Genomic DNA, 22864 nt, shown 5'->3' with positions numbered 1-22864 from the left:
TCTGAAGTCACAGCGATACCTGGTGGGAGAGAACGACTTCGCGATCTTCGTAGGCCGACTGCAGGATGGCGAAACATACTTCTAGCGTCGCGCGCCCCCAGCGACCGTCGTGCTGAACAGGGCGGTCCTCAGTGATCGCCCGATGTAGTTCAGCCAACTCTGCGGCCCTGCCCCGCATGGTGCGCGCGACCGGTATTTCCTGTAATCCGTTTTGCCCGTACACCACCAGCCCGTCGGGCGACTGCCTGATCGCGCCGTGTTGGCAGCTGACCACGGTCAGGCCGAAGTAGGGGTGGTGGATGATCTCTCCGGGGGCGGAGTACCCCCACAGCTCCTGTGACTCTTCGGTCGTCGTCGCAGCACCGTAGCGGCCCTGCTCCTTCTGGGCTTCCAGTGCTACTTCAAGGTGGTCAGGGTTCTGACTGAGCGCAGCGAAGTTGCTGGCTACTCGCTGGTTGGCTTGGGGACTGCGGCGGCCGCCGTCTTCTGCCACCCACGAGTGCAACTCCGCGACGTCGAAGAAAGCTCGCGCGTCATAGACGAGCGTGGCGGAAGCTCCTGATTCGAATCCGAGATGACAGGTGTATCCCCCGACGCATTCCCGGACGTCGTCCCATATTGTCGACGCACGCACTGTTCTGGCCAAACCGCCGGCTATCTGCCGCACGATATCGACCTGGTGGGGCCCCTGGTTGAGCACTGGCCCGCTGGTCGAGCGCAATTCCGAAGTCGGCCACGGTCGCCGGTTGAAGTCGTTGAAATTCCAGGTGTTGACCATGAGCAACTCGCCGAGTTCGCCACTGGCTACAAGTTCGGCCATCGCTCGCACCGGCGCATCAAAGCTGTGTGTGTGGCCGGCCATCAGCTGCACGCCCGCTGCCTGGGCCGCCTCGACCATTGCAGTGCAATCGTCGATCGACATGGCCAACGGCTTTTCGACGATCATGTGTTTTCCGTGACGTGCGGCCATTAGCGCATGCTCCCGATGCAGCTCGGGAGGGGTGGCGATGTAGACGACGTCCACGCTTGGATCGGCACACAGTTGCTCTGCGTTCGTGTAGGTCTGGCCGGAGAACTCGGTGGCGAAGCGGGCGAGCGAGTGTGATCGGGTATCGGCTGCCGCCACAACCCGATACGGCAGCGTCGACATGTCTGGGTACTGCTGGAAGATTCGGGCGACTGCCTGACCGATTCCGAGAAATCCTAGGCCGAGCTCGCGTGACGCGACATCTGTCATGTGCGACCTATCTGAGAGCTAGTGAACGACTGGGCATTAGAAGAAGATCGAAATCGCTCGTGGAAGAACGCTATGAGCCAGGGTGATGACCCGGGCGGCCAGCAGCAGGCCCGAGTCTTCGTCTCGGCGTAGAACGTCTTGTCGTTTGCCGATGAAGAAGCTCTCGTGGCGTTCATGGCGTACGAGAAACACCATGACGCTGGATCGGACGCTCAGCTCCTGATCGGATACATCGGTGACCAGGATGTCGCTGACTAAGCGCTGAGTGATCGTGCGTGGAGTTTCCCCGGGGGCGAGCCCAGTAGCCAGCCGGGCAATTCTCAGCTTCAGCGATTCGTAGTCGTCGTTGAACAACAGAAACGGCGGTAGGCCGTCATCATCGTCGACCGGATGCGTGCTGGACTCTGGGAATGGCATCGTGTATCTGACATCCGGCGCCAATAAGCCCAGCCACTCGTCCAGCCGCCCATCATCGAGAAGCATGGTCTCCCGCGCATAGAATTCGTTTATTCGCAGCCGCAGTTCCACGTCCAACTGGCTGGTCTCCATGGCTAGGCCGGCTCCGTCATAGTTCGGTGCCAGTGCCGATAGAACTCGCGCTGGTAGGCTTCGCTGATCTGCGGCCTGACATTGCCGGGTAACTCCGCAACCAGCGACTCCATTGGTTCGACGTCCTCGCCGAGTGAGTAGTTGAACGGCACATCCCGGGCGACTCCGGTGTCAAGGGCGTCAGACAATCGTTCGAAGTTTTCGTGATCATCGGGCGTCACGAGACCGGCCGCCGATTGCCGCTGACTCAAGACGAAGACCATGCGTTCCTTGACAGCACGGGGCGCGGAGCTTTCCACCAAACACCACTCCCAAACCTCGGTCAACCGCGGTCCCCGAGGCTGCCACATGATGAATCCCCGACCGTAAAAAGCCGTGCCCATGCCAATCATGCTGAAGTTTGGGAAGATATTGGCTACGTGAAAGCTGTAGGGCTGCACGGGGGATGTCGCCAACCGCTCGTCTTGCAGGCGCTGCCGCTCGGTTAGCCAGTCGACTGCTTCGGTACCCAGCGTTTCGGCTTGGGCGAGATCGTCCTGATAAAAATTCTTACCGACTGCCAGTTGCAGCAACCCATGGGGCGCGCAGCCGTCGAGAACCACGCTGTAGTGCTGCCCCTCGTCTATCGAAAAGTTGATGCGGGCAGTCTGCCCAGCTTTCGACAGTGCGGAAACCGATCCGTGAGTGGCAGCGAAGTGATACTGGTCGCCGCCGAAGTTCTCGGCCAACAACTTCCAGTTGACGGGCATGAGGTAGCGGTGCAGGCCGGGAACGACCTGCAGGCCGTTGGGGTCACAGTCGAGTAGAAAGTTGTCGAGGTACCACAGCAGGCCCTCCCCCAGATATTCTTCCAGCGGCGGCGCCGACTGATCCCAGCAAGCAAAGATAAGTCCTTTGTAGGTAGCTACCCGGGGGGAGACGAGGCCCATGCTGGCCTTATCGAACTGCGGCCCGTAGGCGCTCTCGGCTAGCGGAACACTGCGCAGCCGTCCGGCAGTGTCGTAACTCCAGCCGTGATAGCTGCAGTGAAAGATGTTCGCGTTGCCCTTGTCGAACTGACAGACTTTATTGCCCCGGTGCCGACATTTGTTCAGCAGCACACGAACACGAGATTCCTTGTCCCGGCATACGATCACGGCGTCGTCGGCCATATAGGTTGTGCGGAAGTCACCGGGCTTGGGGATCATGGACTCGTGGCCGACGAATAGCCACGACCGCTTGAAGATGGAGTCGAGTTCCCGCTGGTACACCGCCTCGTCGTAGAAGGCCGAGGAGTCTATCGGCAGCGCCGAGCCGGTTTTGGAACCGATTGTCTCCATCAACGTTGCCCTCGGGACTCGCGATCACCTTGAAGATAATTGGTGAGGATTTGGTTGAACTCTTCCGGCCGTTCCCACTGCGGCCAATGGCCACAATCCTCCATCAATGCGAATTCAGCGCCGGGAATTAGCTCGGCTGCCCGCCGTCCGAATTCCACCGTCGCCGAGGGATTGTGACTCGTCCACAGCACGAGCGTGGGCCTGGTCAAGCTGGTCAATCGCTCAGCCGTGAGATTGTCCTCAGCAGTCGCCGCTGAGGGCGGCGCCGTCGCGTTCGTCAGTGCCGACCGCGATTCTTCGCTCTGGTAAAGTGCCCACCGCAGCGCCACCAGTTCATCGGTCAGGTCGCGGTCAGGGTGGTGGAAAAGCCAGGCCATCCTCTCCCGCACATTCGCCGGACTCGGGTCAGCCAGGAATTGCCGGGTGACCCGGGCAAGCTCTGCGCGCCCGGCAGCGGTGCGAGCCTCGGCATCGGCGCCGACCTCTAGCGTCAACCGCGCGCCGCACACGTAGATCAATCGGTCGACACGGTCGGGATGTTCCAACGCAGTCCACGCCGCGATCCAACCTCCTAACGACTCGCCCACCAGGTGGGCTCGGTCGATGCCTTCCTGGTCCATGTATCCGAGTAGGTGACTGACATAGTCCTTACGCTTCGGGGCGACCTCACAACCACTGGTGAGACCGTGACCCAACAGGTCCAGCGCATGCACTCGGAAATGACGCGACAGCGCCGTCACGTTGCGGGCGAAGGCTTCGGCGTGACCGCCTCCCCCGTGCATGAGAATGAGGTCCGGACCTTCCCCTGCCTGAATTGTCCTGGTTCGGACGCCGTCGACATCTACGAAGCGTGTTTCCGCTCCAAGCAAGCTCACACAAATTGAAGCGTCTTTGAGCAACCTTCGACGTCCCCTCAGCTAGTACAGTACCCAGTTTTTATCATACTTCCCGAATATCTGCAAGGTAGAAATTTAGGCTTCTGTGTAAATGGTGTCGCCTGCCATGAGGATGGGACCAGTGTGACCTGATTTTTGCCAGGGTGATGGGACCACCTGGATTGCCAGTTATGGGACCACCGGCGCGTCGCGTCGGTGGTCTTTTCATTTGTTCGTTCGATCGCCGTGACAGCTCAAGTCACGGAGGTCGCCGGCATGGCTTTTCGGGAGGTCAGTGTGAACGAGATCAGGGAAGTTCTGCGGGTGTGGCTGGGCGTGGCGGGGTTACCGGCGCCGGGGTACCGGACGATCGCCGCGCATTGCGGTGTGGATCGCAAAACGGTGCGCCGTTACGTCGAGGCCGCCCACGCGGCCGGTCTGCGCCGCGGCGACGACGCCGGCGCGATCGACGACGGTCTGATCGGGATGGTCGCCGAAGCGGTGCGCCCGGTTCGCCCCGATGGTCACGGCGCGGCGTGGGAGCAGTTATTGGGGTTCGAGGATCAGATCACCAAGTGGGTGGCCGGCTCTGGTGAGCAGCGGCCGTTGACAGTGACCAAGATCCACACTCTGCTGGGAAGGCAGGGCTGTGTGGTGCCGTATCGGACGTTGCACCGATTCGCCAGCCAGCGTTGCGGTTTCGGCCGCAAAGATCTCACGGTGCGGGTCGCTGATGGTGATCCCGGGGTGGAGTGCCAGGTCGACTTCGGCTATCTGGGGATGCTCACTGACGTCGATGATGGGCGCCGCCGCAAGGTGCATGCGCTGATCTTCACCGCGGTGTACTCCCGGCACATGTTTGTGTGGCTGTCCTACTCGCAGACTCTGGCCGCGGTGATCGCCGGCTGCGAGGCGGCCACTGGGAGTTCTTCGGCGGCGTGTTCGCCGTGCTGATCCCCGACAACCTCAAACCGGTGATCGCCGCCGCCGATGCGGTCAACCCGCAGTTCAGCCAGGGCTGGCTGGACTACGCCGGGCATGTCGGGTTCCTGACCGACCCGGCGCGGGTGGCCTCGCCGAAGGACAAGCCGCGAGTGGAACGCGCCGTGCAGTACGTGCGCCGAAACTTCTGGGACGGTGAAACATTCACCAGCCTGGCCCATGCGCAGCAGGCGGCGACGGTGTGGTGTCGTGACACCGCGGGCACCCGCACACACGGCACCATCTGCGCTCGTCCGCTGGAGGTGTTCACCGCCGAGGAACAGTCCCGGCTGTTGCCGGTGCCAGGGGTTTATGACGTGCCGGTGTTCAAGACGGTCAAGGTGCACCGCGATTTCCACGCCGAGGTCGCCAAGGCGCTGTATTCGCTGCCCGAGTGCTGGATCGGTCAGTACCTGGACGTGCGGGCCGACACCGAGTTGGTGAAGTTCTATCGCCGCGGCGTGCTGGTCAAGGTCCATCCTCGCCAGCCGGCCGGTGGGCGCAGCACCGACCCCGCTGATCTGCCCGAACACAAGACCGGCTACGCGCTGCGCGATGTGACGACATTGATCGCCACCTGCGCCGCGCACGGCCCCAACGTCGGGATCTACGCCGAACGCATCCTCGATGACCGGCTGCCCTGGACGAAGATGCGCACCGTCTACCGGCTGCTGGGCCTGGTGCGCCGCTACGGCGCCGACCGGGTCGAACAGGCCTGCGCACTGTCGCTGGATCTTGATGTCGTCTCGGTGAACAAGATCGCCTCCATGCTCGAGCGTGCCACCGAGACCAGCACACCCGCGCTGCCGAAGGCCGTCCGCCACACCGCCACCCGCTTCGCCCGCGATCCATCCGAATTCAGCTCCACCCCAACACCATTGACCATCATCACTACCACCGTTGCCGAGGAGAACCGCTGACATGACCACCACCGCCCGTGGCGCCACCGACCCGATCGGCGCTGACCTGCTCCGACTGCTCAAGACCCTCAAACTCGGCGCGATGGCCGACACCCTGCCCGAACGCGCCGCTCTGGCCCGCCAACACAAACTCAGTCACATCGGGTTCCTGGAAACGCTGCTGGCCGACGAGGTCTCCCGACGCGAATCCCGCTCCGCCGCGTTGCGGGCGACCAAAGCCGGACTCGACCCCACCATGCGGTTTGATACCTGGACCGCACACGAGGACCTGCGCTATGACCGCACCCTGCTGGGGGATCTGACCTCACTGCGGTTCCTCGACGCCGGCCAGTCCGCGATCGTCCTCGGGCCCGTTGGTGTTGGCAAGACGCATCTGGCAACAGCATTGGGACACATGGCCATTCGACGCAGACACACCGTCGTGTTCGGCCGGGCCGACAAACTGTTCACCCGGCTGCGCGCCGCCCGCCTCGACCACACCGTCGACGCCGAGATCCGCCGCCTGGCCGCCGTGGACGTCCTGATCATCGACGACTTCGCGCTACGCCCGCTCGATGCCACCGAAACCAGCGACTTCTACGAGATCGTCGTCGAGCGCCATCGCGCCAAGACCACGATCGTGACGTCGAACCGCGAGCCCGCTGAATGGCTGACCATGACCGCCGACACCCTGCTGGCTCAATCAGCCATCGACCGGCTGACCTCCGCCGCGCACACCCTGGTCATCGAAGGACCGTCCTACCGCCAACGGACCCGGCCCCAGCTTGACCCAGACCCCGCCGACGAGCATCCTCAGTAACGCGCCACGGTGGTCCCATCCCCCTGGCAATCAGGTGGTCCCATCACCCTGGCAAGCGACAAATGGGACTCTCGAAGGGGAGACGATGCCCACGTCACGCGGGCGCAGCGGTGCGGCTGCCGACGCAAACTGTCGACCATCACATCGACACAGTTCTTCATTGCGGTCGTGCAGCGTCGTATCAATAATTCTTCTGTGCCGCAATGTCATTCGCACCTCGCGACAAACCCTGAGCGCCACGCGGACTGCCACGTTTCACCAAGGTCGGACGCAACCTAGCCGACGAGCGAACGTTCTTCTCGGGAGTATTCACTACCTGAGTGCACCCGATAGACCCCTCAGTTGGAGCCGTGGATGCCATGCGAGGACCGGTGAGTGGACGTCAGCACCGTAGCGGCGTCGACCGTCCTATACCCGGGGACTGATCAGGAGGTGCGCTGGCCGCTCGGGTAGTTCTCCAAGCAATCTATTAGTTCGTTCAGTCGTGCAAGCAGCTGCTGCCTGTGTCGCGGGTTGATACCGGCAAAGAGTCTCTGCAGAAAGTCGTAATGACCGGGCAGAAACTCGGTCATGAACTGATCGCCCTTCTTCGATATCGCGACCACTACCGAGCGCCGATCGCGGGGATTCATCTTGCGTGTGACAAAACCTGCCTTGGTCAGCGTGTCCACCACGCTCGTCAGGCTGGCTTGGCGTACGGAAATAGAATCGGCCAGTGCGCCCATCGTGATCGGCCCGTCGGCGCGCTTCAGGACGGTCAGAACGTTGAACTGGCTCATCGAGAGGTCTACCGGCGTCAACTCATCGACGGCTACCCGACCGAAGGCGGTCACGGCACGGTAGAGCGCAAGCGGGAGCGCCAACGAAGAGGGGTCGTGATCGGGTCCGGCTTCGCGGGTCTTGGCCGCGACCTGTTGGGCCATCGTCAACTTCTCGGTAGTCATGACGTCCCTTGCAACGTTGATCAGCGGTTCGGCAGACATCTCCACCGGGTGGTGATCATACCGGCAAATGGTCGGTGGTCTTTCTTTCCGCTCACCGATATTCGGCCCCGTTTACAATTCAGTTAGCTATACAGCGTGAGCGCCTTACTGTCACGGCGTGGAGGTTGACTTCGGAGGCATCGACCGGATTCGTTGAAGAAGTTCTGTGCTTTCGGGGTAGGCACGGTCGCGAAACTCCGAGGCCGCAACGCTTTGGAAGAAGTCCACGACGGGCTCAAGCGTCCTGCTGCGGATACCGGCGTTCGTCGCCATTCGTTCCGCGAGCGCGGAGTCTTTCGTAATGGTGCTAGCGGGGGCGCGGTTTCTAACTGACTCGGTGTCGTGGCGGAAGTACGCCGCCGCCGTGGTGAGACCCGAGTCCCCCCCGCTGCACTCCGCGATCGCGTCGGCTACGTCGCCGGCATTCAATCCCATCGCCTCAGCGATTAAGAGGGCTTCCGCCGAAGCGAGGTACCAGCTGTACTTGATGTGCTGGTTGAGGAGCTTGGTGGCATATCCCGCACCTCGTTGGCCGCAGTACACCAAGGTGCGCGAGACGGCGGCGAGGACATCGGCATCAGGGCCGAGCACCCCGCTTGGGCCTCCGACCAGAACGGTCATGTTCGGCGCCTTTCGGCTGACGGGGCAATCGACAAAACGCCTCCCAGCCGCGTCGTAGGCCTGACCGATGATTGCTGCGACCTCGGGATTACAGGTCGACATATCCAGCAGGGCGGCCCCGTCGGCAAGGCCGGCCAGGACACCTCGCTCCGACCCGAGCGCCACCTCCAGCACCTGACTCGGCCCCGGGAGGAACGTCAAAACGACATCACATGCGCCGGCCAACTCACGCGCGTCCGCAGCAGCCTCGGCGCCTAGCTCGACAATTGGGCGTAATACGTCGGGCCGAATGTCGAAACAGACTACGTAATGGTCCGTCGCAAGAAGTGACGCCGCCAGCGCGGAACCCATGCCGCCCAAGCCGATCACGCCGACCCGCCTCATGACACCGACCACCGAATGTCAGGCCGTAAACCGACTACCGACACAGTCGGCGAATGCCGGCATCTGCGGCATGGTGGCTCAACAGACGGCTATCCCAGCGCCGGATCGGCGAATCGGACACTGTTTCGCTTGGCCGCCTCAATGAGGGCCTTCACGTCACCCGGACCGTTCGACGTTTCGTCCACGTCTGAAAAGAAATCCAGCGCGCCGCCCGGGCAAGACGAAGTCGTGATCCACCGGGCGCCGTCAGAGAGAACGCGATAGGCGTGCACGACGCCAGCCGGCACTCGAATCGCCTCACCCACCTGCAGGGTCGCTTCTTCGCCGCCGCGGCTTACCCACAGTTCGCCCTCCAGCACGACATAGCTTTCATCCCAGGGATGCTGGTGCGGCGGTGGGCCCGATGATTGCGGAGCGCGCACATCGAACATCTGGTACCCGTCGCCGACGAGAAGCGGGCGCATTTCCTCTGTCATCACACGCAGGGCGGTCACGTCATCGGCACGCCGCTTCGGTTGGAGCGAAGTAGACAATCCAGCTGCCCCCTCATCGGTCGCGGCCCATCAAATGGGTTTAGAGAAGAATATATTTTGCCGTGCTGAAGGTCAAGGGTTCAAGGACATGGTCCGGCTTCATAGAATGATCGACAGGTTCTTAGCGAGTAAGACCGTTTGGTCGAGGAGTAGCCGGCGACGGCACAGTTGCCAGTCACCGGCGACGCGGCGCAACCGGTCCTTGCGCCGGCCGACCAGAAAATCAGTCTCATCGGCGACCCGGTTTCGATACACCAGGAACCGGCAACTCACCTCGACTTCCGCGCCGTCTACTCCTTCAATACGCACGTTGGTGACTAGGTGTGACACTCGCGAGACGGGTTCTTCGGCCCAGTGCAGGCCAGTCATCAGCTGCTCCACCCGCAAAGCGACGGTCTCCTTTTTCTCGTCGAACCAGCAGATGTCGTGACCTTCCTGAGTCTGCTCCAGCTGCGCGAGGTCGTCGTAGGCGACGTTCGCCCGCAGTGGAACGGAGTACTCGTAGTCGTCGGTGAGCAGACCGAGCCATTCGGAGTAACGTCGTTCGTCGAGCAGGTCGGCTTCCCGATAGAGGAAATCGGCGATTTCGGCCTGAAGCAGCAACTTCTCTACCGCATCCTGCCTCGTGGAAATTTCACCGCCCGTTGCACTCACGACCGTGCGGCTCTCTCGTCGGATTTGGCAAGTTCGATGAGTTGAGGCCACGAGAGGTTGTCGGTGAACTCGGCCCATCGCCGGTAAAAGGCGCGTGCATTCACCTCGCCTGCGATGGGGTGGTGAGAATGCACCGCCTGGTCGAGCGCACTGGGAGTTTCCATATCGAGACCCTGCTGATAGTTGTAGGGATAGCGCCGGGCTATCACGCCCTGGCTGGCCTGCGTCGCGTAATTCCAGTTCTCCATATCGTCTTGCTCCGTCATCCCTCCAGGACCCGAGTAGCGCATGTAATAGCGGCGCAGCCAGTCACGTACATCATCGGGAGCGTTCTTGTCGATGAGGTACCACCGCCACACTTCGGTTTCGGTGGGGCTGATCGGGTGTGACACCAGGATCGTCCGCGGAAAACCGGCGGAGAACGACATATTGGGGAACATCGTCGCTGGGCCACGACCACCGAGCTGTCTGCCCTGCGCCTCTAACCGCTCTTTACGGAGTGCCCAGGCCTGGGAGAAGTACTCACTCAAGGCCGGTTCTTCGGCGAACTCAGGATAGGCGATCTCATACGCCAGGTTGTCCGATGCACCGTGGCCCGTACGAAACGACGTCTTCACTCGGCCCTTCGAAAAACCACCCTGATCCTGTCGTTCACCGTGACGCCGGGAGTTTCTGCCGCCCGGGCCGATACCCACCTGTTCAACTGAGGCGTGAGTCGTCGCCCCGTGATAGGTATCGCCCAGAAAGTTTTCTGAAACGAACTTCCAATTCGATCTGATGCGCCACTTCTGCACTCCACGGAACACCTCGGTCGCGCCCTCGGTGCCATCGAAAGCATCAGCCAGGTTGTCCAGCCAATAGTGAAAGTCGCCGACATACTCGTCGAAATCCGGGGCGGCGGGGTCCCAGCACGCGAAGATCAGGCCTTTGAAGTTGTGCACCTTGGCAGCCCTGACAAGTCCCCAACTCGCTTTGTCAAGGCCATTGCCGTAGGCCATGCCCTGCTGCGGCACACCGTGCAAATCCCCTGGAGTGGACACCAGCGAACCGTCCATCGAGTACGACCAGCCATGGTAGGGGCAGGTGAACTGCAGCGTACGGCCCTCGTCGTAGCGACACACCGCCATACCCCGATGTCGGCACGAATTGAGCAGGACATTCACATCGCCTTGAGCGTCACGGGTCAACAGCACCGGATCCGAACCCATCCTCGACGAGAAGAACTGGCCCGGCGCAGACACCTGCGTGGCATGGCCCACAAACAACCAGGCTCGCGGAAACAAATACTCCAACTCACGGTTGAAAATCGAAGCATCGGTGAAGATTTCGCGACTGATCTCCCCGCGATCGACATCGACGAGACTACGAGCGGTCGTGTCCGAACCGCCTGAAGTACTCATTTTTAACGTCATCGGTACCTTTCCTTTGCTGTAATGCCCGAACCACCCCCGAGACAGCCGTAACTCAGATCACCACAAACCGTCACCGCGTCTGCCAGGCGTCGATCTCACGTCGTACCTCGTCGAGTGGAGCCAGATCCTGATTGAGGATGCAATACACGAGAACTCATGCCGGTTGAAACGCAAGTACATTCGGGAACCAACTCGTCTCAACCATGGTCGACGCACTCACCCGCTGGTACTTGCACGTTCACGGCCGTCTCACTCAAATCGTTGCGAGACGTAGAGCCGAGACGGGACAACTGCGAATTGCCGTGACGATCCTTGCCTCATCGCTCTCGGTTACCGTGTCATCAAGAATGACAACGGTTCCCGTATCACCGATGTCGAAGACGTCGGCCGCTGCAACGACACAGTTCGCGTAGCCTTGGCAGACCTCCACGTCCGCCTTGATAACACTCATTTGACCCCTTCTTGTCCTACGAACTTCTGATCAGCTTTGCTCTTTGCCATCGAGGGCGATGGTGGCAATCCCTTGCACCGCTTGCCGATCCCCGGCGAAGACACCGAAATCGAGATCTACGGTTTCTGCGCCAGCCTCGGCATGCTTGCCAGTCACCGTCCATCGCGCCTGCACGACGTCGCCCGGGTGAACTGAGGCACTCATCTTGAACGGACCCAGATGCACCAACCTGCCGCGAAGGCCCATCCAGCGACGAAGCCCGGTCTCGAAAAGAGTTTCCAGGCCACGAGTATTGAAGATGATGTCGGCAAGCCCCGCGGCATGAGCGGCCGCGGCGCTATGGTGTATCCCGGAAAACATGCGATCCGCGGCAATGTTCATCACAATGCGCTGGTAGGTCAGGGCCAGAGCCGGTCCGCGCACTTGCGCACCGACCGTAACGTCGTCGAACTGAAGTGGCGTGTTCCAGTCGACACTGGTAGCGGCATCATCCACTGAGCGCGTGCGGGGACCTCGGTCGCCCTGCTGGGCGCGGGCCGAAGTGCCGGGCTCAGGCCTGGAGGCGTCGTCTGGGTCGTAGTTGAAGACGGTATTTCGGTTGAGCGCCACCAGTTCTCCCGAAAACTTCACGTACTCCGACTCGTATTGCAGGAAGACTCCGGTACCCACCCGGGTGCGCTTCTGCTCTACCGAGATGATCGTCGTAGTCCCCTGCAACCTGTCCCCCAAGTACAGCGGTGTGTGGTACTGCCACTCGCTGCTGACGTTGACCGATCGGCTGAATGGCAGAGCCAGCGTGTCGGTGATGTTGCCCGTCATCTCCTGCCCGTCGACCCGATAGGGACTGGGCTGTCCGGGTGCCCAATACGGCGGCAGCCCCCACAGCGGGGTCATCGTCACCGGGGCCACAACGCCGAGGTACCCGTGCGCCTTCGCTGCCGCCTCGTCGTCATGCAGCGGACAGGAAAAGGTGAAAACCTCCAGTTTGCGGCGGATGTCGTTCTGCGTCACCGAGTCGGCTCCTCGAAAGTGGATCTTCTCACCGACACGATCGCGCAACTCGTCAGCGGCGGCCATCGCCCCGCACTTCCGCAGCGGACAGCCGAAATGCCGGCAGCACAACATCATCGGCGACGTGCACATAGACAACCTCGACGGCCGCATCAACCAGCACCGCCGTCCGGTCGGCAACTAGGTCCACTATCCGTGCCACCATCCGCACACCCTCATCCATTTCGACAACGGCGCACACGAACGGGACGGCCTCGTCGAACCCGGGATGCAGCGCGCGGTGAATAACCGTGTGGCTGAATACCACTCCCCTGCCCGACGACCTCTGCCAAGACCAGGAGTTACTGCCGCAGCCAGCACACGTCAGGCGAGGAACGTGACGCCAACGGCCGCACCTTGAACACCGCTGAAACGACAGCTCTTCACGTCGGCAATGCTCATAGAACTGGGCCGTGAGACCTTCCAGGGATGGCAACAGCGGTGCTGCGACATCCGTTTCCGTTCGCCTCACATCGGGCCCCTTGTGAAGCGGCCAGTCACAACGCTGTCACCGACGCAATATCGCGAGAGCACCTGAACCCCATCCGCCGCCCATACCGGTCACTACCGCCAACTCCGCATTGTGGACCTGCCGCTCCGCTAAGCCCCCGCGCAGTTGCCGCACCGCCTCGACCAGATTGTTCATCCCTTGCACGTGCGCTTCGGAGAGCAAACCGCCATTGAGATTCGTCGGCAACGAACCGTCCGCGGCGATACATCCGTCGAGTACAAAATCCGCTGCTTCGCCTGGCTTACAGAACCCGGCCGCTTCGATCTGCCGCAACACGTTGACAGTGAAACTGTCGTAAACCTCGAGCAGATCGATATCAGACGGGGCGACACCGGCGTCGGCAAACGCGCGCGGCGCCGCCTCGGCGAGCCCGATCTCCAATGGATCGGCCCTGTTGGCGAACTCATCGACGGGAAATGGGCGACCTTCGGCCACACTCATCACAAACACCGGCCGGTGCGGGCCGTCAGCCGCACGATCGGCCGCTGATACCACCACCGCTGCTGCGCCGTCGGTCTCCAAACTGCAATCGAACAAACGAAACGGCGTACTGATCGGTGGAGCGTCGAGGTAGTCCTGCATCGTCAGCTCACGGCCGCACATCACCGCATTCGAGTTGAGCTGCGCGTTAGCACGAAACGCGACTGCCACCGCCCCCATCGCTTCAGGCGGCACGTCATACTTGCGGACGTAGCGGTCGGCCACGAGCGCATACTGGTGCACCGCCGACACCGCGCCCTGTGGCGCGTAATAATCCCGGACAACCTTGCCTATCGCCATGTCCGCGCTCGATGCCATCCCGCGGGCACGCGGACCTGAGTACCCACACCAGCCCGCGGGAATGAGGACATGGCGAGCGACGCCCGACCAAACCGCCATCGCCGCAGTTGCCAGACCCGCCACACTTGCCGCGCCTCCGGTATGGGAAGTCACCGCGTAACGAACATGCGTCAGGCCGAGATTCGCGATGAAATCTTCGGCCGTGCCACCGTTGATCGGGCAGATGAGGCCATCGATCTCGCCAACCGACAGCCCGGCATCCACGATCGCGGCATGGGCCGCTTCAAGTTGCAGGCCAAGGTCCGTTGCCGACTCAGTGGCATCACGACGGTAGGCCGTATGACCAACGCCGACGATGCAGGCCTTGTCGCGCAGCGAATTCAATGCCCGGGAACCTCTCCGTCAACGTCGACCGCCCCGACGACGCCACTCGATACCAGCGCCTCGTACTCCGAGTCGGCCAAGCCGAGCCACTCAGTCAGCACCTCTTGGCCGTGGATCCCGAGACGGGGCCCGGTGCTGCGCACGGATCCGGGAAAGTTCGTCAACCTCGGCACCACCCCGGTGACGCGGACCGGACCCAATTCCGGGTCAGCGACCTCGACCAGGCTCTCGCGAGCCGCGAACGTGGGACTGGAGAACATCTCTGCCGGCGTGAAGATCCGCGCAGCCACGACACCCGCACTCGCGCAGGCCTTTTCGACAATATCGGAGTTGTTTTCGGCGAACCACTGGCGAACCATCTCGCCGAGCTCCTCGCGGTGCAACATCTGCAGTTCCTGTGTCGCGTACTTCGGATCGTTGCGCAGAGTCGTGCCGCCCAGCAGTTCGAGCAGGCTCTGTACTGACCGGACGGTGCCGGTCGCCACGGTGTACCACACCCCATCGCCACTGAGATAAGTATCTGACACCGGTGACGGGCTGACCTGAAACTGGTTGCCCTGACGCTCGGCAACAAAGTTCAACTGGTCGTAGAGGATGACCTGCCAGTCGATACCACGAAACAGTGACTCGTAGAGAGCCAGGTCGATACATTCCCCATCGAAGCGATTCCCGATCGCTTCACGTTTGAAGAGTGCTCCGGCAACAGCGAACGCACCCATGATTCCTGTCGTGACATCGCCCAGGGAGAAACCGAAATGCGTCGGTGGCCGGTCAGGGTGCCCGGTGATGTGTACCGCTCCGCTCATGGCTTCGCCGACCCGTCCATATCCCGGCTTTGCGCTCTCCGGGCCGATCTGGCCATACCCGGAAATCCGCAACATGATCAGCCGCGGGTTCGCTGCGTGCAGCTCCTCCCATCCCAGTCCCCAACGCTCGAGCGTTCCCGGGCGGAAGTTTTCGATCACCACGTCGGCGCGTTCGACCATTTTGCGCACGAGCGCTTGCCCCTCGGCGAGCCGCAGATCGATAGCGACGCTTGACTTGTTCCGGGCCGCGGACTTCCACCAAAGGGGCACTCCGTCTTTACGAGGACCGGACCTACGCAACATGTCGCCTGAGCCGGGGTCTTCGATCTTGATGACCTGTGCTCCGAAGTCGCCGATCAGCGAGGCAGCGAAAGGCGCCGCGATCACGTGCCCCAACTCGAGGACGGTCAGACCGTCGAACAGACTCTCCATATTCGCGGACACTTAACTCCTTTGGTGCGGCGGTGTGACATCTACTGCGTGCGATACCGGTCGCAGCTATGCCGATGGGTCGATCAGAATTTTTACGTGTGCATCGCGGTTGACGCGCAATTCCTCGAAGCCCTGACTGATCACGGCATCCAACGGGATCTCGTCGGTGATCAGTTCACCAAGGCTGATCGCCCCCGTAGCTAGTAAGTCAAGAATCGCCGGAACCTGCCTTTGCGCTTCGTAACAAAATGAAAAGCCAATATCTGCTTCGCGCATGACGCTTCGATTGATGTCGATACCAGCCGGAGCCTCCCAAATCGCCACGACCATCAATCGACCGCGGGGGCGCAGCACGCCCAACGCCGCATCAAGCGCGGGTTGTACGCCCGCAGCGTCGAAGGAGACATCGACGCCGTTTCCGTTCGTCAACATCCGAACCACCTCAACTGCATCCTCCGCCAGAGGATCGATTACGCGCGTAGCCCCGACCCGGTGAGCGGCAACGCGGCGCGTCGCCGAAACCTCACTGACGATGACCTGAGTCGCACCTTCGGCAAGTGAGAACTGCACCAGGGCAAGGCCGATCGGGCCAGCGCCGGCGATGAAGACGGTCCCACCCGCTGCCAACCCGCTACGGCGGACAGCGTGGTACGCCGACGCGATCGGTTCAACGACGGCAGCCTCGGCGAGACTGATCTCATCCGGGATGCGAAACAACGCCTTCGTCGGCAACGACGCGTAGCGGGCAAGTGCTCCGTTGACAGCGAAGCCGATGAAACCGACTGCTCCGCAGAGTGCTTCAGCCCCCTGTTTGCAGAAGCCGCATTCACCGCAGCCGAAAACGCCGACGCCGCAGACTCGGTCACCTTCGGTGAACTCGCGCACGCCGGACCCGACGCCGACCACCGTCCCGGAATATTCGTGTCCAATGACGACCCCTGGCGCAGCATGCATCGGACCGGCGATGTACTCATGCAGGTCTGTGCCGCAGATCCCCGCTCGGGCCACCTCGATGACCACTTCGCCCGCACGTGGACTCGGGTCGGGAAGCTCTTCAATCCGCACGTCTTCGCGGCCGTGATAAATAGCTGCGCGCACCTACCGGCCTACCTTAAGGACAGACCCAAATTCGCTCGGCCACAACGTTCGTGGGCCGGAGTTTCGGCGGAGGCGCCGCCGTAATGATGTCAAGCTCACCGGCACCTTAGATCCAGAATGACAGGTTGTGCGTGGGCAATGTGGTGTGATCCAGCAGGATCTCGCGCTGGACCAGTTTCAAACCCGTCTCGTCGCGACGAATAATGTCTCGGCGCTCGGCAGCGACTGTCTCCGCCTTAGGCTCGTCCCCGCGCGTGCGCACCAGCAACGCATTCGACGTCACACGGTACTCATCGCCGTCCTCACCAGACCTGACCCTGACATTGGTGATGTAGTGCCGGATCCGCGACGGAGGATCCTCAGCCCAATCCGACGACGTTCGGTGCCGCTGAATACGCATCTTCAGACTCGTGTAGTTATCACTCAGGTGCATAGAGCGCTCAGAGAACCCCGGGCCACCTGCTCTGCGAAGCGTCTGACGGACGCGCGCGAAATAGTGCACATCCGGTGCCAGCAATTCCAGCCACTCTTCGAACTCATCGCGATCCAACAGATCGGCCTCGTCGAAAAGGAAGTCTTCGATTTCCTCGCGCACGTCGCGCGAAACCCTCGCAGCCTTAGGTGAATCCTGCGGCACCGTTGTCGTCATACGTTCTCATCCCTTCTCGGTGTGGCCAGATAGTCGAAGTACTGCTTCCAGTACTCGCGCTGATTCTGTTCGGCGTAGCCACTGGCCAACGGTCGTCCCGGGCCCAGCCACGTTGGATCAGGAGCCAGATTGTCCAGTCCCATCTCCAGGTTCAGCTCCACACCACCAGCCAACTCGCCGCGTGTTCCCTTGGTAATAGCCTGGAATATCTCGGCGTCATCCTGCTCGAAGACACCCCCGACCCCGAACGTCCGAACATAAGTCTCAAACGACTGCTGCTTGAACTCTTCGGGCGCGTTGCGCTCCACGAAGAACCACGACCACACCTCCATACGCGCTGCGTCCAAGGGACGCCATTGCCGCAAGGTCAGAATGGGCACCGGCATAGACTCCCCGTCCTTGGCGATGAAGGCGTTCAAGAAGGACAAGTTCGGGAACACATTGCCATGAATGAACATCGTCCGTTTCAGCATCTCGCCATGGACGTCATCGCCGTAACCCTCGCTGAGACCGGAGACGACTTCCTCCGGATAGCCCATGTACGGCGGTGCGGGTATGCCGGGTGGTGCGCCTAGAACGCCCGCCCCGTGCCCGCCCGATAGGCTGACGTGGGCCGGCGAAACGGCCACATTATCGGGCGGTAACAACCCCAGCTCACACATCGAACGGTGCGTCATGACCGTGTGATAGCCGTCCCCAACAAAGTTGTCGGCGCCGGTCTTCCAGTTCGCGTCAATCACCCAACGCTGCGGGGCACCCCACGCCTCAAGGCCGGCCGGGCTCTTCTTCATCATCAAGTCGAGATACCAGCGCATGTCCCCGAGGTACTCATCCAGTCCCGGCGCCTCATCCGACACACACCCGAAGACAAGGCCCGCGTACGAGTCCAGCATCGGCAGAGCGCGCAACCCTAGCCGACTCTTGTCGAACGCAGCACCGTACACTGCCTGCTGCGCAGGTATCGCGATGAGATCACCGTTGTTTCGATAGGTCCAACCGTGGTACGGACACTGGAACGCCGACTCATTCCCAGACTCGGTTCGGCAAAGCAGCGTGCCGCGGTGCCGACACGAGTTCGACATCGCCCGAATCGTCATATCCTGCTGCCGCGCGACAATAATTGAGTTATCAGCGATGTAGCGCACTACATAGTCACCCGCATTGGGGATCTCGTCTTCGTGGCAGAGAAACTGCCAGGTCCTACCAAATACTCGCTTCAATTCAAGCTCGTAAAGCGCTGCATTAGCGATGAGAGACGCAGGGAGGCGACCCTTTAGGATGGAGCCGCGCGCATTCTCTAAGGTTCGCATTGTCGTCGCATCAGGCGCCATCGAATCCACCGGACGCACCTTCCTATCGATTTGTGCCCCTAGAACGTGAGCACTCATGTGGGCTACATCACACGGAAGTTTACATAGGATGACAACTGTTTGCAAGCTATTATTTAGACCACCGCGGTAACGGCGGTATCAGCCGGCATCCCCTCGCAGACCGACGTCTGCCACCCAGGACTCCAACCGAACAGAGTTCTTCTCGACAGTCGCGGCCCTTGGTCCACCAATCCCGCCATCTGACCCGACTTCTGCAGTACCCCACAGCGACCCTGGCAAGTTGCAGGTTCGCTAGGCCGGACTGAGAGTCGTTCGTTGAGCGATCCGGCCGCGGCTTTCATTCAGTGTCTGGCGGGCGGCGCTGACTCTTGCTATCGCATCGCGCAGCGCCCTCAGTTCATTACCGTCAAGTGCCGCAAGCGCTTCGGGAGCCGGGTCGTCGACCGCATTGATGGTGGCCACCATCGACCAGCCGGCGTCGGTCAGTGATACCACTTTGTACCGCCGGTTGGTGGGAATAGTCTGACGCATGACTAAGCCGCGGTCCTCCAGATCGTTGACGGCCACCGTGGCCGCCGGGGGATCGATTGTCACGGCGTGCGCGACCTCTTTGACGGTCATCGACCCGCGGGACAGCCGGAGCAGTATCCGGATGCGACTGAAAGGTAGGCCCGTCTGGTCGACGGTCGCTCGCCTCCAACTGTCGCGGTTGTCGGTGACCAGTGCGGTCATCGCGCGCCAGACCTCGTCCGCTTCCGGATTACGCGACATCGGCAGCCTCCCGTCGCGGATCGGTTCCTGCGATCAGCGGCGCCAGATGCTCTGCTGAGCGCAGCGCGCGCTTCGACGTCGAGTAGACACCGAGCGTGAAGATCAGCACACCAACTCCAGCGAACACTAGCCATAGGGGCTGGGCGGAGACCGCGAAATCGACGTTGGTGTCGCCCAATGCCGCACCAGCGACCGGGCCACATATGGCCACACCGATGGCGACGCCCACCTGTCGGCTCGTGGATGTGATAGCCGCCGCCGCACCGGCGCGGTCGGTCGGCATACCGCTGACGGCCGCGGTTGTGACCGGTGCGTTCACCATCGAAGTACCGACGCCGAAAACCGCAAAGGCGACCAGCATTCGCCATTGCGGGGTAGCGTCGCTCATCTGCGCGAACATGAGAGTCGCGGCGACGATCAATGCGCCGGCGATCATCAGCGACGGTCTGGCACCAAATCGCCCCACCAGCCGGCCAGACAAGGGCGAGAAGATGAATGCGCCGACGGCCACGGGCAGAAACATCAGCCCGGTGTTCACCGCTGAAAGCCCGCGCTCCCCTTGCAAATAGATTGACATCATGAACAGGAACGCGCCCCATGCAGCGAATGCGCACACCGCGATGGCCGTCGCCGAAGCAAACGGGATGCTGCGGAAGAATCGGAGCTCGACGAACGGGTCGAGGCGGCGTGACTCGTAGCGCAGGAATGTCGCGAAGGCCAGCGCTGCGAGGCAACAGCTAACGACGACGCGGGTGTCGGTCCAGCCCATCCCTGGCCCTTCGATGAGCACGAACACCAGTCCGAACAGGAAGGCCATGCCCAGGACCAAGCCGATCAGGTCGACGTGGCGCATGGTGACCGACTTGGATTCGGGAACGAAGATCGCGGTCAACAGCACCGCAAGCGCGCAGATCGGCACGTTGATCCAGAACACTGCTCGCCAGTCAACATACTCGAGAAGTATTCCGCCCATGATCGGACCCAAGGCCATCGAGATGCCTACGACGCCCCCCCATATGCCGATGACGCGCGCGCGCTCCACTCTGCCCGTGAACACCTGCGTGACGATCGACAACCCAGCAGGAGTGAGCATCGAACCGCCGATCGCCTGCAGGAAGCGGGCACCGATCAGCGTTTCGACGTTGGGAGCCACGCTGCACAGTAGGGAGGCCGACGCAAAGATTGTCAACCCGATCTGCAACGTACGCCGCCGACCGAATCGGTCGGCCATGGCACCCGAGAGCAGCAATAGCGAGGCCACCATCAAGGTGTAGATGTCAATGACCCACTGCATTTGCGAAGGCGACGCCGAAAGGTCGGCGCGGATGCTCGGGATTGCAACGTTGGCGATGGTCACGTCGATCGACACAATGAGCACGCTCAGGCAGCAGGACGCCAGGACGAAGGCCTTGTGCCGGCGGCTCAGTCGTTCGACAACAGTTTCATTCACACAACTATTTTGAAACTACAACTGATGCTAGCGCAAGTCGGCGTGTACCAGTCGATTGCGTGCTGCCCGGACCCGACGCCGGACATAGCCGCCGCCGCGGGCATCGGAGGGGTTCCGGGGGAAACAGCCGCGTGTCACATACCCGCAACGGCGCGATGCCGTGTCCCGAGTCGATTTTCTAATCGGTCGCTTATCGTCTGAGGCGCCGATGCACGGCCGACTGACGCCCTACGTCGAATAGCAGTTCTCCCACAGGATTTCGACTGCGAGAAAGGTCACCGTCCGCAGTCGACGCCTTCCAGCGCATCGACGCAGTTCAGTCCAGGGTGACGGTTACTGCCTTGACTTGGGTGTAGGACAACAGTTCCTCCGTGGACTCTTCGGATCCAACACCTGACGATTTCCAACCGCCGAAGGGCAACCCCCAGTAATGGCGTGCACTGCCGTTTATCCAGACGTAGCCGGCGTCAAGTCCCGCAGCCATGCGGTGGGCTTGGCTTACGTCGTTGGTCCACACCGCGGCGGTCAACCCGAACTCGACGCTGTTGGCAACTTCGACAGCCTCGGCTTCGTCACGGACGGTCAGCACCGAAAGAACGGGCCCGAAGATCTCGTCGCGGGCGACATCGGCTTGTGGTGCCACTCCAGCCAATACGGTCGGGGCGACATACCAGCCTTTGCTACCAACACCCTGCGCGCGTCCTCCACCGGTAAGTACGCTGGCGCCGCCCGCCCGTCCTGACTCGATGGCCCGCAACGACTTTGAGTATTGCGCTTGGTCGATGACGGGTCCCATGTCCGTGCCGTCAACGAGCGGGTCGCCTACCTTGATGGCAGCGACCTGATCGACGACCAGATCAATCACCTCGTCAGCGATCGCTTCGTGCAGCAGCAGTCTGCTTGTTGATCCGCATGATTGGCCCGCGGTGGTGGTGAAGTTCATCCCTACCACGGCGCTTTTGGCAGCCGCCTCGAGGTCGGCGTCCGGCATGACGATCATGGGGTTCTTGCCGCCGAGTTCCAGCGTGACGTATTTGACGCCGTGCTCGGCCGCCAAGCGCTGGATATGTCGGCCCGTGCCCGGGGAGCCGATGAAGCCGATTCGCCGGACTAGTGGATGGGCAACCAACGCGGCGCCGGCAGTTGCCCCGTGCCCGGTTACCACCCCGAATAAGCCTTCGGGCAGGACCTCCCTGGCGAGCTCGGCGAGCCGGATGGCCGACAACGGTGTTTGATCGGGAGCTTTGAGCACCACGGCGTTCCCCGCCATCAGCGGAGCGGCGATCTTGGATCCTGCAAATAGGACGGGATGATTGAAGGGGACGATTCGAGCGACTACGCCGTAGGGCTGCTGCAGCGTGTAGTGCAGGTTCGCCGAGAGCGGGATAGTCCGTCCGCCGAGGTCGAGCGCGTCGTCTGCCATCAGCTCGAGCACGTCGGCCGCCCACGTGACGTCGTCGCGCATCGCAGGCAGTGGAAAGCCGCCGTCAATTGCGTCGAGCAGCGCGAGCTCTTCAGAGTGATCGCGCATGAGTGTCGCCAAAGCCCGCAGCGCGGTGCCGCGCTGGCGAGGCGTCCGCAGCGCCCAATCGCGTTGAGCGGCATGTGCAGTCGCCACCACCCTGTCGACATCCTCACTGCTGCAGTCGGGCACCTGGGTCAGCACGTCGCCGGTACACGGATCCTCCACGTCGTAGACGCTTTGGCCCTGCAAAGTTGCGTCACCTAGCGGGAGCGTCCACGTTCTCATGACTGCACTCCGTGGGTCGTCTACCACTCATCGCCTCCTTGATAGTTGACACGTGCTTGTCAGCGGGCATCCTCTTGCTAGCAGATAATATCTCCGCAATACAGAAAGTTTAGCTCATCGAAAGCGTGCTCCCA

Annotated in this window: 21 protein-coding genes and 1 pseudogene; 2 read left to right on the top strand and 20 right to left on the bottom strand. The window is 61.8% G+C overall.

Annotated elements, in window-relative coordinates; all coding sequences use genetic code 11:
• Window positions 1–7 precede the first annotated feature (7 nt).
• The 4 genes from BLW81_RS08595 to BLW81_RS08580 are packed head-to-tail and all read right to left on the bottom strand — an operon-like array spanning window position 8 to window position 4004.
• Entirely contained in the window at window positions 8–1237 is a 1230-nt protein-coding gene (locus BLW81_RS08595; protein WP_083406801.1) for a Gfo/Idh/MocA family protein, read from the bottom strand.
• 36 nt (window positions 1238–1273) lie between these two features.
• A complete protein-coding gene (locus BLW81_RS08590) occupies window positions 1274–1786 on the bottom strand; it encodes an aromatic-ring-hydroxylating dioxygenase subunit beta (RefSeq protein ID WP_011767817.1) in 513 nt (170 codons plus the stop codon).
• 2 nt (window positions 1787–1788) lie between these two features.
• On the bottom strand, window positions 1789–3105 hold the full coding sequence (locus tag BLW81_RS08585) for an aromatic ring-hydroxylating oxygenase subunit alpha (protein WP_011559085.1): 1317 nt from the start codon (window positions 3103–3105) through the stop codon (window positions 1789–1791).
• Window positions 3105–4004 carry an alpha/beta fold hydrolase gene (locus BLW81_RS08580; RefSeq protein ID WP_011559084.1) on the bottom strand — a complete coding sequence of 300 codons (900 nt, stop codon included), beginning with the start codon at window positions 4002–4004 and terminating at the stop codon, window positions 3105–3107. Before BLW81_RS08580 ends, BLW81_RS08585 begins: the two co-directional genes overlap by 1 nt.
• Before the next feature lie 252 nt (window positions 4005–4256).
• Between BLW81_RS08580 and istA the strand changes: the two are divergent.
• Together istA and istB are read left to right on the top strand one after the other, a co-directional pair.
• Window positions 4257–5881 (top strand): annotated as a pseudogene (gene istA / locus BLW81_RS08575) (IS21 family transposase).
• 1 nt (window position 5882) lies between these two features.
• On the top strand, window positions 5883–6680 hold the full coding sequence (istB, locus tag BLW81_RS08570) for an IS21-like element helper ATPase IstB (protein ID WP_067388237.1): 798 nt from the start codon (window positions 5883–5885) through the stop codon (window positions 6678–6680).
• Between the two features lie 425 nt (window positions 6681–7105).
• On the opposite strand, the gene BLW81_RS08565 is transcribed toward istB, so the two are convergent.
• The 16 genes from BLW81_RS08565 to BLW81_RS08490 form a co-directional block, all read right to left on the bottom strand.
• Window positions 7106–7624, bottom strand: a complete 519-nt coding sequence (locus BLW81_RS08565; RefSeq protein WP_011767850.1) for a MarR family winged helix-turn-helix transcriptional regulator — start codon at window positions 7622–7624, stop codon at window positions 7106–7108.
• Between the two features lie 150 nt (window positions 7625–7774).
• Window positions 7775–8668 (bottom strand): NAD(P)-dependent oxidoreductase, encoded by an 894-nt coding sequence (locus BLW81_RS08560; protein ID WP_011777832.1) that lies wholly within the window; start codon window positions 8666–8668, stop codon window positions 7775–7777.
• Window positions 8669–8757: 89 nt separating this feature from the next.
• A complete protein-coding gene (locus tag BLW81_RS08555; RefSeq protein ID WP_011559081.1) occupies window positions 8758–9201 on the bottom strand; it encodes a cupin domain-containing protein in 444 nt (147 codons plus the stop codon).
• A 99-nt stretch (window positions 9202–9300) separates the two neighbouring features.
• Window positions 9301–9855, bottom strand: a complete 555-nt coding sequence (locus tag BLW81_RS08550) for a 3-phenylpropionate/cinnamic acid dioxygenase subunit beta (protein ID WP_083406800.1) — start codon at window positions 9853–9855, stop codon at window positions 9301–9303.
• Window positions 9852–11267: an aromatic ring-hydroxylating oxygenase subunit alpha gene (locus BLW81_RS08545; RefSeq protein ID WP_083406799.1), complete on the bottom strand. Its 1416-nt coding sequence runs from the start codon at window positions 11265–11267 to the stop codon at window positions 9852–9854. The genes BLW81_RS08550 and BLW81_RS08545 overlap by 4 nt, the downstream gene beginning before the upstream one ends.
• A gap of 253 nt (window positions 11268–11520) precedes the next feature.
• A complete protein-coding gene (locus tag BLW81_RS08540; RefSeq protein ID WP_083406798.1) occupies window positions 11521–11718 on the bottom strand; it encodes a ferredoxin in 198 nt (65 codons plus the stop codon).
• A 30-nt stretch (window positions 11719–11748) separates the two neighbouring features.
• Window positions 11749–12795 (bottom strand): FAS1-like dehydratase domain-containing protein, encoded by a 1047-nt coding sequence (locus tag BLW81_RS08535; RefSeq protein ID WP_083406797.1) that lies wholly within the window; start codon window positions 12793–12795, stop codon window positions 11749–11751.
• Window positions 12782–13240 (bottom strand): Zn-ribbon domain-containing OB-fold protein, encoded by a 459-nt coding sequence (locus BLW81_RS30145; protein WP_083406796.1) that lies wholly within the window; start codon window positions 13238–13240, stop codon window positions 12782–12784. The genes BLW81_RS08535 and BLW81_RS30145 overlap by 14 nt, the downstream gene beginning before the upstream one ends.
• Window positions 13241–13276: 36 nt before the next feature.
• Window positions 13277–14443, bottom strand: a complete 1167-nt coding sequence (locus BLW81_RS08525) for a thiolase C-terminal domain-containing protein (protein ID WP_083406795.1) — start codon at window positions 14441–14443, stop codon at window positions 13277–13279.
• A complete protein-coding gene (locus BLW81_RS08520) occupies window positions 14440–15681 on the bottom strand; it encodes a CaiB/BaiF CoA transferase family protein (protein ID WP_235632223.1) in 1242 nt (413 codons plus the stop codon). The genes BLW81_RS08525 and BLW81_RS08520 overlap by 4 nt, the downstream gene beginning before the upstream one ends.
• A 66-nt stretch (window positions 15682–15747) precedes the next feature.
• Window positions 15748–16779 (bottom strand): 2,3-butanediol dehydrogenase, encoded by a 1032-nt coding sequence (locus tag BLW81_RS08515; RefSeq protein WP_083406793.1) that lies wholly within the window; start codon window positions 16777–16779, stop codon window positions 15748–15750.
• Between the two features lie 106 nt (window positions 16780–16885).
• Complete coding sequence (locus BLW81_RS08510) at window positions 16886–17428, bottom strand: aromatic-ring-hydroxylating dioxygenase subunit beta (RefSeq protein ID WP_083406792.1); 543 nt, start codon at window positions 17426–17428, stop codon at window positions 16886–16888.
• Window positions 17425–18816 carry a Rieske 2Fe-2S domain-containing protein gene (locus tag BLW81_RS08505; protein ID WP_069416760.1) on the bottom strand — a complete coding sequence of 464 codons (1392 nt, stop codon included), beginning with the start codon at window positions 18814–18816 and terminating at the stop codon, window positions 17425–17427. Before BLW81_RS08505 ends, BLW81_RS08510 begins: the two co-directional genes overlap by 4 nt.
• A 234-nt stretch (window positions 18817–19050) precedes the next feature.
• Window positions 19051–19530: a MarR family winged helix-turn-helix transcriptional regulator gene (locus BLW81_RS08500; protein ID WP_011767841.1), complete on the bottom strand. Its 480-nt coding sequence runs from the start codon at window positions 19528–19530 to the stop codon at window positions 19051–19053.
• Window positions 19520–20980 carry an MFS transporter gene (locus tag BLW81_RS08495; protein WP_013470367.1) on the bottom strand — a complete coding sequence of 487 codons (1461 nt, stop codon included), beginning with the start codon at window positions 20978–20980 and terminating at the stop codon, window positions 19520–19522. Before BLW81_RS08495 ends, BLW81_RS08500 begins: the two co-directional genes overlap by 11 nt.
• A 316-nt stretch (window positions 20981–21296) precedes the next feature.
• Window positions 21297–22730 (bottom strand): aldehyde dehydrogenase family protein, encoded by a 1434-nt coding sequence (locus BLW81_RS08490; RefSeq protein ID WP_011559069.1) that lies wholly within the window; start codon window positions 22728–22730, stop codon window positions 21297–21299.
• Window positions 22731–22864: the final 134 nt, after the last annotated feature.

This window comes from Mycolicibacterium rutilum, assembly GCF_900108565.1.
GTDB lineage: Bacteria > Actinomycetota > Actinomycetes > Mycobacteriales > Mycobacteriaceae > Mycobacterium > Mycobacterium rutilum.
Note: the sequence above shows the minus strand (reverse complement) of the source record. Positions and strands in the feature narration are given on the sequence as shown.

Bases quoted from the DNA above. Each gene is read 5' to 3' on its own strand.
- BLW81_RS08595 (WP_083406801.1), bottom strand. From the start codon at position 1,237: ATGACAGATGTCGCGTCACGCGAGCTCGGCCTAGGATTTCTCGGAATC.
- BLW81_RS08590 (WP_011767817.1), bottom strand. From the start codon at position 1,786: ATGGAGACCAGCCAGTTGGACGTGGAACTGCGGCTGCGAATAAACGAA.
- BLW81_RS08585 (WP_011559085.1), bottom strand. From the start codon at position 3,105: ATGGAGACAATCGGTTCCAAAACCGGCTCGGCGCTGCCGATAGACTCC.
- istB (WP_067388237.1), top strand. From the start codon at position 5,883: ATGACCACCACCGCCCGTGGCGCCACCGACCCGATCGGCGCTGACCTG.
- BLW81_RS08565 (WP_011767850.1), bottom strand. From the start codon at position 7,624: ATGACTACCGAGAAGTTGACGATGGCCCAACAGGTCGCGGCCAAGACC.
- BLW81_RS08560 (WP_011777832.1), bottom strand. From the start codon at position 8,668: ATGAGGCGGGTCGGCGTGATCGGCTTGGGCGGCATGGGTTCCGCGCTG.
- BLW81_RS08545 (WP_083406799.1), bottom strand. From the start codon at position 11,267: ATGACGTTAAAAATGAGTACTTCAGGCGGTTCGGACACGACCGCTCGT.
- BLW81_RS08540 (WP_083406798.1), bottom strand. From the start codon at position 11,718: ATGAGTGTTATCAAGGCGGACGTGGAGGTCTGCCAAGGCTACGCGAAC.
- BLW81_RS08535 (WP_083406797.1), bottom strand. From the start codon at position 12,795: ATGGCCGCCGCTGACGAGTTGCGCGATCGTGTCGGTGAGAAGATCCAC.
- BLW81_RS08520 (WP_235632223.1), bottom strand. From the start codon at position 15,681: ATGGAGAGTCTGTTCGACGGTCTGACCGTCCTCGAGTTGGGGCACGTG.
- BLW81_RS08510 (WP_083406792.1), bottom strand. From the start codon at position 17,428: ATGACGACAACGGTGCCGCAGGATTCACCTAAGGCTGCGAGGGTTTCG.
- BLW81_RS08505 (WP_069416760.1), bottom strand. From the start codon at position 18,816: ATGAGTGCTCACGTTCTAGGGGCACAAATCGATAGGAAGGTGCGTCCG.
- BLW81_RS08500 (WP_011767841.1), bottom strand. From the start codon at position 19,530: ATGTCGCGTAATCCGGAAGCGGACGAGGTCTGGCGCGCGATGACCGCA.
- BLW81_RS08490 (WP_011559069.1), bottom strand. From the start codon at position 22,730: ATGAGAACGTGGACGCTCCCGCTAGGTGACGCAACTTTGCAGGGCCAA.